Origin of the sequence: Brevundimonas sp. (genome assembly GCF_004210735.1) — a bacterium.
Taxonomy (GTDB): Bacteria; Pseudomonadota; Alphaproteobacteria; order Caulobacterales; family Caulobacteraceae; genus Brevundimonas.
Genome location: NZ_SDZL01000022.1, coordinates 1 through 14,411 on the forward strand (window position 1 = coordinate 1; position 14,411 = coordinate 14,411).

Genomic DNA, 14,411 nt, shown 5'->3' on the forward strand with positions numbered 1-14,411 from the left:
GGCCTGGTCTGCCTGCCGCTGTGCGGCGGCCGCCGCACAGCGGCAGGCAGACCAGGCCATGCGCCAAGCAAACGCCGCCGAGCGCGAAGCCCGCAGGGCTGAACGCCAGGCCGCGCTGGCCCAGCGAAGCGCAGAGGCCGCCGGACGAGAGGCGCACCGCGCCGCCGCGGCCGCCCTGCGGGACGAGCATGTCGCACTGGCCCGCGCCCACGCGCGCATCGACACCGACGCCATCCGCAAGGCGGCCGAGGAGGCTCAGCGCGCGGGTGAACGCGCCCGCGTCGAAAGCGAACGCGCCATGGCCCGTGCCCGCATCGACATGACCCGCGGCGCGGAGGACATGCGTCGCGGCGCACGTCAGTTGCGCCAGGAAGCCGTGCGCCTGCGCGATCCGGCCTACCGCGCCGAACAGATCGAGAAGAACCGCGCGCGCGGCCACGTCGTCACGGACGAGGCGCTGATCGAGCTGAGCCGGACCCTGCCGGGCAAGGCGGATGAGATGGATCGCGCCGCCGACAGCATGGTCCGCAAGGCCGCCTGATCAAACTGCACGGATTTCAGACGGCCGCCCGTCAGGGGCGGTCGTCGTGCGCGTCTGACGGATCAACCGCCGCCTCGACCAGGGCGCGCCAGGTCGGATCGGTATCGTCGACCAGATCGACATCATCCAGCAGCGCCACCGCCGACCCGCCATCAGGCAGGATCAGGCCAAGCACCTCCATGGTTTCGCCGTCCGAACTGACGTGGGATTCAGCCTGAACGGCGATGGCGGCCTGCTCGCCGTCATCCTCCCACCAGATCAGCGGCTGTGGCAGATCCATGTCGATGGTTCGCGGATCGTCCGTATCGCCCAGAGCGAACACCGCCCGCCCGGCCTGCACATCGTCCAGCGTCGCCACGGCGCCGATAAAGGGCGTCAGCCGCGCCCAGTCATCGACATCGAACCCGCCGCCGTCCGGGTCGTGATCGTGATCAGAGTCATCGGGGATCATGCGCCGCTCCATGTCAGAAACGCGGTGTGTCAGTTACCGCGCGCCCTGACAATCGCGCGGTCAGTCGGCGAGTATCTGCAGCCGACGCTCGCTTGTCCGGACAAAGCCCCGGGTGGCCGCCGCCAGCGCCGCCTCGTCCACCAGATCAGACTTCAGCGTGACGCACAGCCGTCGCGCGCGATGGACGACGGTCTCGATATTTCCGTGGCCGCCCAGGGCTGCAAGTGCGGCCTGCGACAGGTCTGGCGCGGCTGGCGTCGCGGCGATCGGCGCAGCCGACAGGGCGTCGCGAATCTCCTGCGCCACGGCATCGGCGATGGGCCCCAGAACGACCTGTAGCGAGTCGGGACCGGGCGCGATCATGCCCCGCGCACCCAGCGCCTTGAGCGCGGGCTCGTTCACGGCCGCGCGGTCGCCGATCGTCAGGCGCAAGCGGGTGGTGCAGGCGGCGACAGCCTTCAGATTGGCCGCCCCGCCCAGCGCGTGAACGAACGCCTCGCCCCGGGTCGAGGCGGGGCCTGTGGCGAGGGTCACAGTCTCGACCGGATCATCCTCGCGGCCCGGCGTCTTCAGGTCCAGCACGCGGATGAACAGGCGGAACAGGCCGTAGTAGAGACCGAAATAGACCAGGCCGACCGGCAGCAGCAGCCATGGCCGCGTCGACTTGCCGAAGTTCAGCACATAGTCGAACAGGCCCGCCGAGAAGGTGAAGCCCAGATGCACCCCCAGCAGGTCCATCACCACCATGGCCACGCCGGTCAACACGGCATGGATGGCGTAAAGCACCGGCGCCAGGAACATGAAGGTGAACTCGATCGGCTCGGTCACCCCCGTCAGGAATGCGGTCAGGGCCAGCGAGGCCAGCATGCCGCCGACCGCCTTGCGCCGCTCGGGCCGGGCGGCGTGGTACATGGCCAGACAGGCGGCGGGCAGGCCGAACATCATGACCGGGAAGAAGCCGCTCATGAAGGCGCCCGCGTCGGGATCGCCCGCGAAGAACCGGTTCAGGTCGCCGGTCGCACCGTTGAAATCGCCGACGATGAACCAGGCCACGTTGTTCAGGATGTGATGCAGGCCGGTGATGATCAGCAGGCGGTTCAGCAGGCCATAGATGAACAGGCCGATTTCGCCCGAACCGACGACCCCGCGGCTGAACACGTCGATGAAATGGTCGATGGCGGTGAACGACAGGCCGACTGCCGCCGCCAGCGCCAGCGCCGCCAGACCCGAGGCGATCGGCACGAACCGCCGCCCGCCGAAGAAGGCCAGATATTCCGGCAGCTTCAGGGTCGAGAAGCGGTTGTAGAAATCCCCCGCAATCAGGCCGGAGACGATGCCGATGGGCACCCCCAGCCGCGTCATCGCCTGATCCTTGAACGCCTTGGCCGCCGCGTCGGCGGCGTCGCCGGTCAGGCCGACCAGCGCCTCTGGCGGGACAGTCAGCAGCACCTTGGACGCCTCAAGCGTGATCAGATAGCCGACCACGCCCGCCAGACCGGCCGCGCCGTTGTTGTCGCGCGCCAGGCCGACCGCTACGCCGACCGCGAACAGCAGGCCCAGGTTGGCGAACACCGCCTGACCGGCGGCGGACACGAAGGCGATGTCCAGCAGGTCCGGCTGGCCCAGCCGCAGCAGCAGGCCGGCGACCGGCAGGACCGCGATGGGCAGCATCAGGGCGCGGCCCAGCGGCTGCAGGCTGGACAATCCGATCTTCATGCGATCGCTCCCACGCGGGATTTAAGGGCGGCCAGGCGTTCGGCGGTCAGGGCGCGCACCGCCTCGGGCCCGTCCTGACCCAGAGCCTCGGCGGCCAGACGGCTGCAATCGGCCAGGGTCAGGCTACGGACCACGGCCTTTATCTCGGCCACCATCGACGGCGTGGCCGACAGTTCGCGCACGCCCAGTCCGATCAGGATCGGCGCGGCCAGCGGGTCGGCGGCCAGCCCGCCGCACACGCCGATCCATTTCAGCGGCGCCGCGCCCTCGGCCGCCTGGGCGATCAGGCGCAGGACGGCGGGATGCAGGCTGTCCAACTGGGCCGCCAGCGCCGGGTTCTGGCGATCCATGGCCAGGGCGTATTGGGTCAGGTCGTTGGTGCCGATGGAGATGAAGTCGATGGCGGGCGCCAGACGGTCCACCGTCATGGCGGCGGCGGGCGTCTCGATCATCACGCCCAGCAGGGGCGCGGGACGGCCGGTCTCGGCGGCGGCGGCGTCCAGCAGGGCGCGGACCTGACGCACCTCGGCGACCGCTGCGATCATCGGCAGCATGACCGCGACCGTCCCCCTGGACCGTACGCGGCAGATGGCGCGCAGCTGGGTCAGCAGGATGTCGGGCCGATGCAGGCCCGAGCGCACCCCGCGCAGGCCCAGCGCCGGATTGTCCTCATGCGGCATCGGCAGATAGGGCAAGGGCTTGTCGCCGCCGGCGTCCAGGGTGCGGATGATCAGCGGGCGGCCGTCCAGGGCGTCGGCGATGGCCTGATACTGAACCAGTTGCTCGTCCTCGGTCGGCGCGGTTTCGCGCTCCAGGAACAGGAATTCGGTGCGTAACAGACCGCAGCCTTCGGCCCCGCCCTGAACCGCCGGCGCGGCCTCGGCGGCGTTGCCCAGGTTGGCGAAGACCTCGATCCGCACGCCGTCGGCGGTGTGACAGACGTCCATGGCCTGGGCCCGGGCGTCGGCGCGGCGGCGCGACAGGGCGGCGGCGGCGCTCTGGGCCGCGGCCTGGCGGGCGGCGGACGGATGGGCGACCAGACGGCGGCCATCGGCGTCCAGCACCACCAGCGCCCCGTCCTGAACCCGATCCAGCCCCTGCCCCACGGCGACCAGCGCCGGCACGCCCATGGCGGCGGCCAGGATGGCGACGTGCGAGGTCGGTCCGCCCCGCGCCGTGCACAGACCCGCGACCTTGGCCGCCTCCAGCGCCATCAGTTGCGAGGGCAGAAGATCGTCGGCGACGATGACCGAGCCCGGTCCCAGAGCAGGCGGCGCGGTCGGCGCGTCGCCGGTCAATTCGACCAGCACCTGACGTTCCAGATCCAGCAGGTCGTCGGCGCGTTCGGCCATGCGCGGGTCGCCCATGGTGCGGAACAGGTCGGCGGCGGCGCGCGTGGCCTGGCGCCAGGCGAAGCCCGCACCGCGCCCTTCGGCGATCGCCTGTTCGGCGGCGGCGATCAGCGCCGGGTCGTCGAGGAAGGCCAGATGCGCGGCCATGACGGCGCGGCTCTGGGCCGGTCCGCTGGAGCCGGCGCGAGCAAGGGCGGCGCGCACCATCTCAAGCGCCGCGTGCAGGGACGCCGTCTCGGCCGCCGCACCGTTACCGTCGCGCGGCACGGCGATCTCGGCCTGACGCAGCCGCACGGCCTGCCCCATGACCAAACCGGGCGAGGCGGTGACGCCCGACAGGATCAGTTCGCCGTCCTCGCCCGGTTCGGGGGCCGGGTTCGGCGTCGGCGCGAGGGCGTCGGGCGTGGCGGCGGCGTGGGCCTCTTCCAGACCGCCCGTGATCAGCGCCTCCAACGCGTCCAGCGCCTGAACGGCCTGCGGGCCTGCCGCGACCAGGCGCAGCTCGTCGCCGTCGCCGACGCCCAGCCCCATCATGCCGACCAGGCTGGTCGCGTCCGCCTGACGCGTGCCCAGATACAGGGACACGCGCGCGTCGAACCCCTTGGCGCAGGCGGCGATGCGGGCCGCCGGCCGAGCGTGCAGGCCATGCGGCAAGGGCGCGCGGACCAGCCGGGTCAGGGTCTGCGAAGAGGCCTGCGTTATAGCAGCGGCGGCGACCGCGACGCTCAGGATCGCCTCGCCTGCCGCGACCGTGCGGCCCGGCGACAGGGGGCGGACGGCCGCGCCGCCGCCGACGATGACGACCGGCGTCATCAGGCTTGCGGCGCCGTCGGCGATGAGGTCGAGATCCAGCGTCAGCAGCGGGTCGCCCGCCGCCACGCGCGCGCCCTCGGCCACATGGGCGGTGAAGCCCCGGCCGTTCAGGGCGACCGTCTCAAGCCCCACATGGATCAGCACCTCGACGCCGTCGTCGGACCGGATGGTCACCGCGTGGCGGCTGGCGGGCAGCCCCGCGATCACGCCGTCGAAGGGCGCGCGCACCACGGTGTCGGTCGGGTCGATGGCCACGCCCTCGCCGACCATGGCGCCGGCGAAGGCCTGATCCGGAACCTGGGCCAGCGGCGTCAGCCAGCCGGCCATGGGCGCCAGAACGATACGCTCGCTCACCGGTCGCCTCCGACGCGCACCCAGTCGACGCCCCACATCGGGTCGAGGCCGGGCTGGGCGAAGCGCAGGCACAGGTCATGCGTTCCGGCCCGCGCGGGCAGGTCGCCGCTCAGCACCGTCACGCCATGATCGGCGGCGGCGACCGCCAGCGGCAGCGACAGCACCGGCTCGCCCTCGCACCCGTCGATCCGCACCTGAAGCTCGCCCTCGGGCGTGTGCGGCGTCAGCAGGCGGATGTTGTTGCGGTCGGCGCCGATCTGGAAGTTGAAGGGCACCTGGCCGACCGCGATTTCGATGCGTTGACCGCCCGTCAGGTCGGCTGACTGATAGATCCAGCAGGGGTTCATGATGTCCATCATGAAGGCGGGCCGTTCGCCCTGGATCGGTGCGTCGTCGATCAGCGACAGGACCAGACCCTCGCTGCACATCTTCATCTGATGGTCGAAACGGCGCTGGCCGTCGGCAGGCATGGCGGGCGCGGGTTCCAGTCCGCTGGTCGCATAGTCGATGCCCAGGGTGCGATAGCGCGCCAGTTGCGGCTGCAGCCGGGTCTGGAAGTCGGTCCAGTCCATCCGGTCGTGGCCCGTCCAGGCCACCTCGGCCAGGGCGGAGACGCGCGGGAAGGCCTGATACTCGACCCGGTCCTCGGTGCGCATATGTTCGGTGAAGATATTGGCCTGGACGCCGATCACCCGCTTGGTCTGATCCGGCGTCAGGGCGTCCGGCGTCGGATCGAACCGGTAAACATCCTCAAGCGACGAGACCACGCCGCGCCCCGGCGCGCCGTCGGTCGGGCTCTGGCGATAGTCGAAATACAGGGTCGGCCCCGGTGTCATCACCGCGTCGTGGCCCAGCCGCGCCGCCTCGATGGCGCCGTCCACGCCGCGCCACGACATGACCGTGGCGTTGGGCGCCAGGCCCCCCTCCAGAATCTCGTCCCAGCCGATCAGGCGACGGCCGTTGGCGTTCAGGTGTTTCTCAAGCCGTTCGATGAACCAGCTCTGCAGCTCATGCTCGTCGGCCAGACCCAGTTCGCGCATGCGTTCCTGGGTGCGGGGCGAGGCCTTCCACTGATCCTTGACCGCCTCGTCGCCGCCGATGTGGATGTATTCGCCGGGGAAAAGATCCATCACCTCGTCGAACACCTGTTCGAAGAAGGTCAGGGTGCTGTCCTCGACATTGAACAGGGTCGGATAGACGCCCCAGTCGGCGGGCACGGCCGGAACGACGGCGCCCGGCGCATCGGTCACGCCCAGTTCGGGATAGGCGGCGATAGCCGCGCTGGCGTGGCCGGGCACGTCCACCTCGGGCACCACGACGATGTTGCGCGCGGCCGCATAGGCGACGATGTCGCGCACCGTGTCCTGGGAATAGAAGCCGCCATACAGGCGCGGGCGACCGGTGGCGGGGTCGATGTCCCCCTGGGCCGCCGCGCCCGCGGGCACGCGCCAGGCCCCGACCTCGGTCAGGCGCGGATGGCGCTTGATCTCCAACCGCCAGGCCTGGTCATCGGTCAGATGCCAGTGGAAGACGTTCAGCTTGTGCAGGGCCATCCAGTCGATGAAGCCCTTGATGAACTCGGGCGACTGATAGTGGCGGGCCGAGTCCAGCATCAGGCCGCGCCAGCCGAACCGGGGCGCGTCCTGAATGGCGACGCTGCGGATCGAGGCGGGCCCCTGCCCTTCGGTCGCCGTGGCCAGCTGCCACAGGCTGATCCCGCCATACAGGAAGCCGCCGAAATCGGCCGCCGTCACCACCGCGCCACGCGGCGAGACCGTCAGATCGTAGGCGTCGGCCGCCATGTCGGACGCACGGCGGAAGACGATCGCGCCGGAACCCTGACCGCCCTCACGAACCGTCAGCTCAAGACCACGTGTGCGCCGCATCAGGTCGGCGAAATGCGAGGCCGCCCGCGCCGCCTCGGCGTCGCCGCGCGGGATCAGGATCGTGGTCCCTGTGGTGATCCGGAAATCGCCGGCGGCCGCCGTCACGGACTGGGGTCGGGGGATGACCGGGCCCGCGTCAGCCTGCGCCAGGGCGGACGACGCCCCCGCCAGAGTGAAGATCAGGGCGAACGCCGTCGCCGATCGCGCGATCAGGGTCATCGCAGTCTCGCATCTGGAAAAAAGGCGCGCGGGACGTCAGACGCCCCGCGCCAGTCTGGCCTCAGGAGGAGGCCTTGGCGATAGGCCTTGCGCGAGGACGGCCGACGACCGTCCTCGCAGAACCGGTGCTAGAACTCGACCGCCAGGGTCGCCATCAGCTTGCGACCCGTACGATAGACGCCGCGCGGCAGGGCCACGGTGTTGGCGTACGAATAGTATTCGCTGTCCAGCAGGTTCTGGCCCGACACGGTCAGGCTGACCCGGTCGTTGAAGGCGTAGCCCGCCGTGGCGTCCAGGGTGTCCACTTCGCGCACATACATGGCGTCGCCGCGATCCAGGCCGGTGAAATACTCGGACCGCCAGGTGTAGGTCATGCGGGCCGAGAACGGGCCGTTCTCATAGAAAGGGCTGAGGTTGACCTGGTGCTTGGAATTGAACGGCAGGTCCTGACCGTTGTCCGCCTCGCCGTCGACCAGGGTGTAGTTGGCCAGCAGGCCGAACCCGTAGGCATAGGTCTGCTGATAGGCGACCGACAGCCCCTTCAGAAGGGCCGAACCGGCGTTGGTCGGCCGGCTGATCTGATAGGTGGTGACGGCGTTCTGGGCCTGATTGAAATGCTGCTCGGGCGCGGTCTTTTGCAGGATGTAGTTCGAGATGTCCTTGACGAAGACCTCACCCGACAGGATGGCGTTTTCACCGAAATACCACTCGGCCGCAGCGTTGAAGTTGGTCGACACATAGGGGTCGAGATCGGGGTTGCCGCCGCCGCCGTTCAGGATCTGGTCCGACAGCCAGAAGTAGTTGGACATGTCGGCGTAGTTCGGACGGGCGATGACCCGCGCCGCGGCCAGACGGACGATGACGTCGTCCGACATGTTCAGGGCGATGTTCACGCTGGGCAGGAAGTCGTCATACTCCTTGCTCGTCACGTCCCAGGCCCAGTCGGCCTCGGTCGTGCCGCATCCGCTGGCCGTCTGGTTGACGCAGACGTAGCCGCCGCTGTCCGACTCGGTCCGGACGTAGCGCAGGCCGACGTTGCCGCGGATACGATCGTTCTCGAAATTCGCCTGACCGTAGAAGGCGTTGATCGTCTCCTGGACGTTCCAGTTTTGGGCCGTGAACTCGGCGTTGCCGAACACGGTCGGCGTCGGCGCGGCCTGCCACGGACGCAGGTAACCGCCGCTTTCGATATAGTTCGCCAGGGCGTTTCCATCGATGCGGAAGCGGCCGGTCATCTGGCCGTTTACGCCGTCGAAGCCGTCCAGATAGTTGCCGGGCACCTGGCTGGGATTGAACATGGCGGCGCTGTCCGGATCACCGTAGATCGAAACGGTGACGCCCGACATGCGCTGGTCGGTTTCGTGCTTGCGGTATTTGTAGCCGAACTGCAGCCGGTCGAAGAAGCCGTCGCGATCCAGACCGAAATCGACCTGACCGTAGGTTTCCTTGTCCGTGGTCGGCTTGGAGACGATGTTGCCGCCCCAGCCCGCGTTATAGCCGGTCGGTCCCGTCGAGGGATCGCCGCCGCCCCAGCCGCCGTCGAACGAGAATTTCGCGGGGTTGGACAGGACGTCGTTATTGGCCGGATCGGTATAGGTCAGGACACCGGGCGAGCCGGGCGCGCCGCGGAAATCGACCTCATAGTCGGCCCAGTTCAGGAACTCGCCGAACAGCTGACGCTGGGTGCCGCCATCGGCCTTGCTGTAGCCGATGTCGCCCGACAGATCCCACCCTTCGCCCTGCCACTTGCCGTCCAGGTGATAGGAATCGGTCGTCAGGGCGGCTTCGCGATACTGGACATCCAGCACGCTCAGCGCATTGTTGAAGGCGGCGTATTTGATAACGCCGTCCTCGATCTCGATGTCGGTCAGTGCGCCCAGGCTGTTCCAGGTGTTGCCCTGGAAGGCGAACAGCGACTGGTTGGTGTTGTTGTAGGTCGCCTCGACGTGCAGCCAGTCGAAATTCAGGTCCAGTTGCGCGACCGGGCGCCACTGCAGGGCGACGGTATAGGTGTCGCGCTCGCGGTCCTGCTCGAAGAAGTGGGTGCCGAACGAGTTCAGCCCGCGCGCATTCGGATTGGCCAGCAAGGTCGCGGCGCAGGCGCCGGTGCAGTTGCCGTTCAGGATGGAGTTGCCGCCCGGATTTTCCGGATTGCCGCCGGCGTAATAGCTGGCCGGGATGGTGCCATACGCTTCCAGGCCGTCGCGGCGCAGGCCGTCCTTGGCATGCTGGACTGAAACCAGGGCGCCGAAGGTGCGATCCGCGTTACGCCAGCCGGCCAGGGCCGAAAACTGGGGATCGGCCTCTTCCGAGCGATCATTGTAAAGATAGGTCGCCGCGCCCGACAGGGTCAGGCCGCCGGTCAGATCCAGCGGACGGCGGGTCAGGATATCGACGGTGCCGCCGATGCTGCCCTCGTCGATGCGGGCCTCGGGCGATTTGAACACCTCGACCCGGCCGACGATCTGCGGCGCCAGCAAGGCGTAGTTGAAGGTCCGGCCCGGCTGATCGAGAATGAACCAGTCGGCCGAGGCGACCGTCTGGCCGTTCAGCAGGGTGCGGTTCAGCGCCGGATCGGTGCCCAGGATCGAGACCTTCTCACCCTGGCCGAAGGCCCGGTCGATGGTGACGCCCGGAATGATGGTGATGGCTTCGGCCACGTTGGAGCTGGGGAATTTGCCCACATCCTCGGCCGTGACGACGTCGATGATGGCGTCGGCGTTGCGCTTGGTCTCCAGCGATTGCTGCAGCGACGCGCGAATGCCGGTGACGATCACTTCATCGACGGTGGTGGTGGTTTGCCCCGTGTCCTGGGCGGCGGCGGCGCCGGCGGCCAGCGCCAGGGCGCTGACGGTTCCGGCAAGCAAGACATGACGAAGACTCATGACGCCCGTTCTCCCCTTATTGGACCTGCCCCCGCAGATCCAGAAAAGCCCAATTTAAGACCAATACGGTCCATCTCTCGACGACGAAGGCTTCATTTCGCTGCCGTTGACACGAGACTTTCATCAAACAATCACGTCACGCAAGACCAAAACGTCAATTGGGCCTATTCTTTTATCATATTGGTCCTTGATTGGTCGCATGACTTGCGATCAGATGGGGTGATTAACGGGTTGGTTGATTTGGACGGGGCGGGATGTCGTTTCTGGAAGCCATAGGCCCGCTGGACGCCCAGCGTCCGGCGCCGCTGTATCAACAGCTGCAGCATGCCGTGCGCGAGGCGATCGAGCGTCATGCCCTGAAGCCCGACGAGGCCCTGCCGCCTGAACGCGACCTGGCTTCCGACCTGGCGGTGTCGCGCATCACGGTGCGCAAGGCGTTCGACGGTCTGGTGGCCGAGGGCCTGCTGACGCGCCGTCAGGGCGCCGGCACCTTCGTCGCCGCGCGGGTGGAGAAGAGCTTCTCCAAACTGACGTCCTTTTCCGAAGACATGGCCGCGCGCGGACGCAAGGCGACCAGTTCATGGCTGAACCGCAGCGAAGGCGCCGTGACGCCCGAGGAATCGCTGACCTTAGGCCTCAGCCCCGGCACCCCCGTCTATCGTTTCAGCCGGATTCGCTATGCCGACGGGCTGCCGATGGCGCTGGAGTATTCGACCATTCCAGCCGCCTGCCTGCCCGGTCTGGATGCGGTCGGCGCCTCGCTGTATCGCGCCCTGGCCGACACCGGCTATCGCCCCAATCGCGCGCTGCAACGCCTGCGCGCCGTGTTGTTCAACGCCGAACAGGCCGAACTGCTGGGCACCACGGCCGGGGCGGCCGGCCTGCTGATCGAACGCCGCGCCTTCCATGCCGGACAGGCGGTCGAGGTCACCCAGTCCTATTATCGCGGCGACGCCTATGACTTCGTCGCCGAACTGAACGACGGTCCCGCCTGATGCGCGCCGAAGAGACGAAGATGTTCGCCGAGGCGGCCCAGGCGCCCGCCGTGGTCGCCGCCCAGCTGCGCGACAACGCCGAGGTCGTCGCCCGGGCCGCCGACTATCTTCGAGCCCACACGCCGACCGCCGCCTTGATCTGCGGCCGGGGCAGTTCGGACAATGCGGGTGTTTTCGCCCGCTATCTGATCGAATCGGAGACGGGCGTCCTGACCAGCCCAGCGCCGCTGGCCGTCAGCTCGGTCTATGGCCGCACGCCGCGCATTCCGGGCGGGGTCTGTTTCGCCATATCCCAGTCGGGCAAGAGTCCCGATCTGGTCGCCGCCGCTTCGGCCGCAAAGGCGGGCGGCGCCTATGTCATCGCGATGGTCAATGTCGAGGGTTCACCCCTGTCGGACGTAGCCGATCTGACCATCCCCCTGCGCGCGGGCCCCGAACTGTCGGTCGCGGCGACCAAGAGCTTTATCGCCAGCCTGACCGCCGTCGCCCATCTGGTCGCCGAATGGACCCAGGACGACGCCCTGCGCGCCGGCCTGACCGCCCTGCCCGATCAGCTTGAGGCCGCTTGGCGTCAGGACTGGACCGCCGCCCTGCCCGTGCTGCAGGCGGCGACCAACCTTTATGTCGTCGGGCGCGGGCCCGGTTTCGGCATCGCCCGCGAGGCGGCGTTGAAGCTGAAGGAGACCTGCGGCCTGCACGCCGAGGCGTTCAGCACCGCCGAGGTCCGGCACGGCCCGATGGCGCTGGTGAAGTCCGGCTTCCCCGTTCTGATGCTGGCGCAATCCGACATCACCCGCGACGACGCCCAGGATCTGGCCGCCGCCTTCGCCGCACGCGGGGCGCAGGTGTTCCTGTCGGGGCGGGCAGAGGATGCGCGGGTCGTGTCCCTGCCGTCGACGGCGGGGCATCCGGCGCTGGAGCCGATCCTGCTGATCCAGAGCTTCTATGCCCTGGCGGCGCAGCTGTCGGTGGCGCGCGGGTTCGATCCCGACCATCCGCCCTATCTCAACAAGGTGACCGAGACCGTCTGATGGCCACGACCCTGACCAACGGACGCGTCCTGACGCCCGCCGGACTGCGGGACGACATCGACGTGGTCATCGACGGCGGCAGGATCGCGGCCCTGCCGCCGCGCGGTTCGACGCCTGAAGGCCGGATCGTCGATCTGGACGGCGGCACGCTGGTCCCCGGCTTCATCGACACCCAGGTCAACGGCGGCGGCGGGGTGCTGTTCAACGACGTTCCCAGCGTAGAGGCCATCGCCGCCATCGGCGCCGCGCATCGACGCTTCGGTACGACCGGCTTCCTGCCGACCCTGATCAGCGACGATCTGGAGGTTATCGATCGCGCCATCGATGCGGTCGAGGCCGCCATCAGGTCGGGTGTGCCCGGCGTGCTGGGCATCCATATCGAAGGGCCGTTCCTGAACGTCCGCCGCAAGGGCATTCACAACGCCGACAAATTCCGCGTGCTGGAAGACGCCCAGATCGCGCGCCTGACCCGGCTGAAGCGCGGCCGCACCCTGATCACCCTGGCGCCCGAAAAGACGACGCCCGAGATGATCGGAAAACTGGTCGCCGCTGGCGCCCGTGTCGCGGCCGGCCACACCGACGCCGACTACGCCACCATGCGCGCCGCCTTCGCCGCCGGGATCAGCGGTGTAACCCACCTGTTCAACGCCATGTCGCCTCTTCAGAACAGGGCGCCGGGCGTCGTCGGCGCCGCGCTGGAGAATCAGGACGCCTGGGCCGGCATCATCGTCGACGGCCACCACGTCGATCCGGTCACGCTGAAACTGGCCCTGCGCTGTCGCCCGCTGGACCGCTTCATGCTGGTCACCGACGCCATGCCCAGCGTCGGCGCCGACAGCGACCACTTCATCCTACAAGGGCGCCGCATCACGGTGCGCGACGGCGCCTGCCATGACGAGGTCGGGGTCCTGGCCGGGTCGGATCTGGACATGATCGGGGCCGTCCGCAACGCGATCGATCTGCTGAACCTCGACCTGCCCCGGGCCGTCGCCATGGCCTCATCCAGCCCGGCCGCCTTCCTGAACATGGCGGATCAGCGCGGGGCCATCGCGCCGGGCCTGGCCGCCGATCTGGTGCTGCTGGACCAGGCGCTGGGGGTAACGGCCAGCTGGATCGGCGGCGCGCCGTCGGCCTGATCCGGGCGCGCCGTCAATCGCAGATGTCAGGCCGCTTCGGGCGCGCGATCGGGGTGATTGATCTCGTGCTGGTACTGGGCCGCGCCGGACGCCGGGACAGTCTCGCCCGTGCGATCCGTGATCTGAACCCAACTGGCCTGGATCTGCTCGGCCGCGTCCGGGGCGGCGCCCAGATAGACACCGCGCGTCATGGTCACATGGGCCTGTTCGAACGCGCCTGAACCCGCCAGCAGGACGACCCGCGTCGGCGCGTCCTCGGCCACCAGAGCGACGACGCCGGGGCTGACCAGATCGGACGACAGGCCCTTCAGCGCCTCTTCGGAATACAGGCCCTCGGTCATCCGGGTGGCGGCGCTGGGGGCCAGGCAGTTGACCCGGATGTTTGATTTTTCGCCTTCCAGCGCCAGCGTCTGCATCAGGCCGACCAGGGCCATCTTGGCGGCGGAATAGTTGGACTGGCCGAAATTGCCGTACAGGCCGGACGACGAGGTCGTGAAGACGATCCGGCCATAGTCCTGCTCGCGCATGTGGGGCCAGGCCGCCTTGGTCACATTGACCGACCCCATCAGGTGCACGTCGATGACGGCCGCGAAGTCGTCCAGATCCATCTTGGCGAAGGTGCGGTCCCGCAGGATGCCGGCGTTGTTGACGACGATATCGATCGAGCCCCAGCGCGCGACCGTCTCAGCGATCATCGCCTCCACTGCGGCGCGATCGATGACGCTGCAGACGCTGGCGACCGCTTCGCCTCCGGCCTGACGGATTTCCCCGGCCACGGCCTCTGCGCCCGTCGGCGACATGTCGTTGACGACGACGCGTGCGCCATGGCGCGCCAGCGCCAGCGCATGCGAGCGGCCCAGACCGCCGCCAGCGCCGGTCACGATCGCCGTTCGTCCGGTCAGATTGATCGTCGTCATCGTCGTTTCCCCGTATTGGCGAGCCCGCGCTCGCGGCGGCGAAGTGACGACAAACTGGCCAGAAGGTCAACATTCACTCGCCGGCTAGTGAATGTTGACAGCGACATCGATCGGT

Annotated in this window: 9 protein-coding genes and 1 pseudogene; 4 read left to right on the top strand and 6 right to left on the bottom strand. The window is 68.7% G+C overall.

What is annotated here, in order from left to right; genetic code table 11:
* Positions 1 to 541: pseudogene (locus EON91_RS06590) on the top strand (peptidase M56); the annotation flags it as partial.
* Between the two features lie 31 nt (positions 542 to 572).
* On the opposite strand, the gene EON91_RS06595 reads toward EON91_RS06590, so the two are convergent.
* From EON91_RS06595 to EON91_RS06615, 5 genes are all read right to left on the bottom strand, one after another.
* Positions 573 to 992 (bottom strand): hypothetical protein, encoded by a 420-nt coding sequence (locus tag EON91_RS06595; protein ID WP_292092699.1) that lies wholly within the window; start codon positions 990 to 992, stop codon positions 573 to 575.
* A gap of 60 nt (positions 993 to 1,052) precedes the next feature.
* Complete coding sequence (gene nagE, locus EON91_RS06600) at positions 1,053 to 2,708, bottom strand: N-acetylglucosamine-specific PTS transporter subunit IIBC (RefSeq protein ID WP_292092700.1); 1,656 nt, start codon at positions 2,706 to 2,708, stop codon at positions 1,053 to 1,055.
* Positions 2,705 to 5,227, bottom strand: a complete 2,523-nt coding sequence (ptsP, locus tag EON91_RS06605) for a phosphoenolpyruvate--protein phosphotransferase (protein ID WP_292092701.1) — start codon at positions 5,225 to 5,227, stop codon at positions 2,705 to 2,707. The genes nagE and ptsP overlap by 4 nt, the downstream gene beginning before the upstream one ends.
* On the bottom strand, positions 5,224 to 7,332 hold the full coding sequence (locus tag EON91_RS06610; protein WP_292092704.1) for a family 20 glycosylhydrolase: 2,109 nt from the start codon (positions 7,330 to 7,332) through the stop codon (positions 5,224 to 5,226). Before EON91_RS06610 ends, ptsP begins: the two co-directional genes overlap by 4 nt.
* Positions 7,333 to 7,460: 128 nt before the next feature.
* Positions 7,461 to 10,217 (bottom strand): TonB-dependent receptor, encoded by a 2,757-nt coding sequence (locus EON91_RS06615; RefSeq protein ID WP_292092707.1) that lies wholly within the window; start codon positions 10,215 to 10,217, stop codon positions 7,461 to 7,463.
* A 254-nt stretch (positions 10,218 to 10,471) separates the two neighbouring features.
* Between EON91_RS06615 and EON91_RS06620 the strand changes: the two genes are divergently transcribed.
* Genes EON91_RS06620 through nagA form a run of 3 tightly spaced genes read left to right on the top strand, consistent with a single transcriptional unit; the run spans position 10,472 to position 13,379 of the window.
* Positions 10,472 to 11,212 carry a GntR family transcriptional regulator gene (locus EON91_RS06620; protein ID WP_292092709.1) on the top strand — a complete coding sequence of 247 codons (741 nt, stop codon included), beginning with the start codon at positions 10,472 to 10,474 and terminating at the stop codon, positions 11,210 to 11,212.
* Positions 11,212 to 12,243, top strand: a complete 1,032-nt coding sequence (locus EON91_RS06625; protein ID WP_292092711.1) for an SIS domain-containing protein — start codon at positions 11,212 to 11,214, stop codon at positions 12,241 to 12,243. The genes EON91_RS06620 and EON91_RS06625 overlap by 1 nt, the downstream gene beginning before the upstream one ends.
* Positions 12,243 to 13,379, top strand: a complete 1,137-nt coding sequence (nagA, locus tag EON91_RS06630; protein ID WP_292092712.1) for an N-acetylglucosamine-6-phosphate deacetylase — start codon at positions 12,243 to 12,245, stop codon at positions 13,377 to 13,379. The genes EON91_RS06625 and nagA overlap by 1 nt, the downstream gene beginning before the upstream one ends.
* 26 nt (positions 13,380 to 13,405) lie before the next feature.
* On the opposite strand, the gene EON91_RS06635 is transcribed toward nagA, so the two are convergent.
* On the bottom strand, positions 13,406 to 14,296 hold the full coding sequence (locus tag EON91_RS06635; protein ID WP_292092715.1) for an SDR family NAD(P)-dependent oxidoreductase: 891 nt from the start codon (positions 14,294 to 14,296) through the stop codon (positions 13,406 to 13,408).
* Positions 14,297 to 14,411: the final 115 nt, after the last annotated feature.

What these genes read in the sequence shown, in the direction of transcription:
- EON91_RS06610 (WP_292092704.1), bottom strand. Translation starts at nt 7,332, where the DNA reads ATGACCCTGATCGCGCGATCGGCGACGGCGTTCGCCCTGATCTTCACT.
- EON91_RS06625 (WP_292092711.1), top strand. Translation starts at nt 11,212, where the DNA reads ATGCGCGCCGAAGAGACGAAGATGTTCGCCGAGGCGGCCCAGGCGCCC.
- EON91_RS06635 (WP_292092715.1), bottom strand. Translation starts at nt 14,296, where the DNA reads ATGACGACGATCAATCTGACCGGACGAACGGCGATCGTGACCGGCGCT.
- EON91_RS06615 (WP_292092707.1), bottom strand. Translation starts at nt 10,217, where the DNA reads ATGAGTCTTCGTCATGTCTTGCTTGCCGGAACCGTCAGCGCCCTGGCG.
- nagA (WP_292092712.1), top strand. Translation starts at nt 12,243, where the DNA reads ATGGCCACGACCCTGACCAACGGACGCGTCCTGACGCCCGCCGGACTG.
- EON91_RS06595 (WP_292092699.1), bottom strand. Translation starts at nt 992, where the DNA reads ATGATCCCCGATGACTCTGATCACGATCACGACCCGGACGGCGGCGGG.
- EON91_RS06620 (WP_292092709.1), top strand. Translation starts at nt 10,472, where the DNA reads ATGTCGTTTCTGGAAGCCATAGGCCCGCTGGACGCCCAGCGTCCGGCG.
- nagE (WP_292092700.1), bottom strand. Translation starts at nt 2,708, where the DNA reads ATGAAGATCGGATTGTCCAGCCTGCAGCCGCTGGGCCGCGCCCTGATG.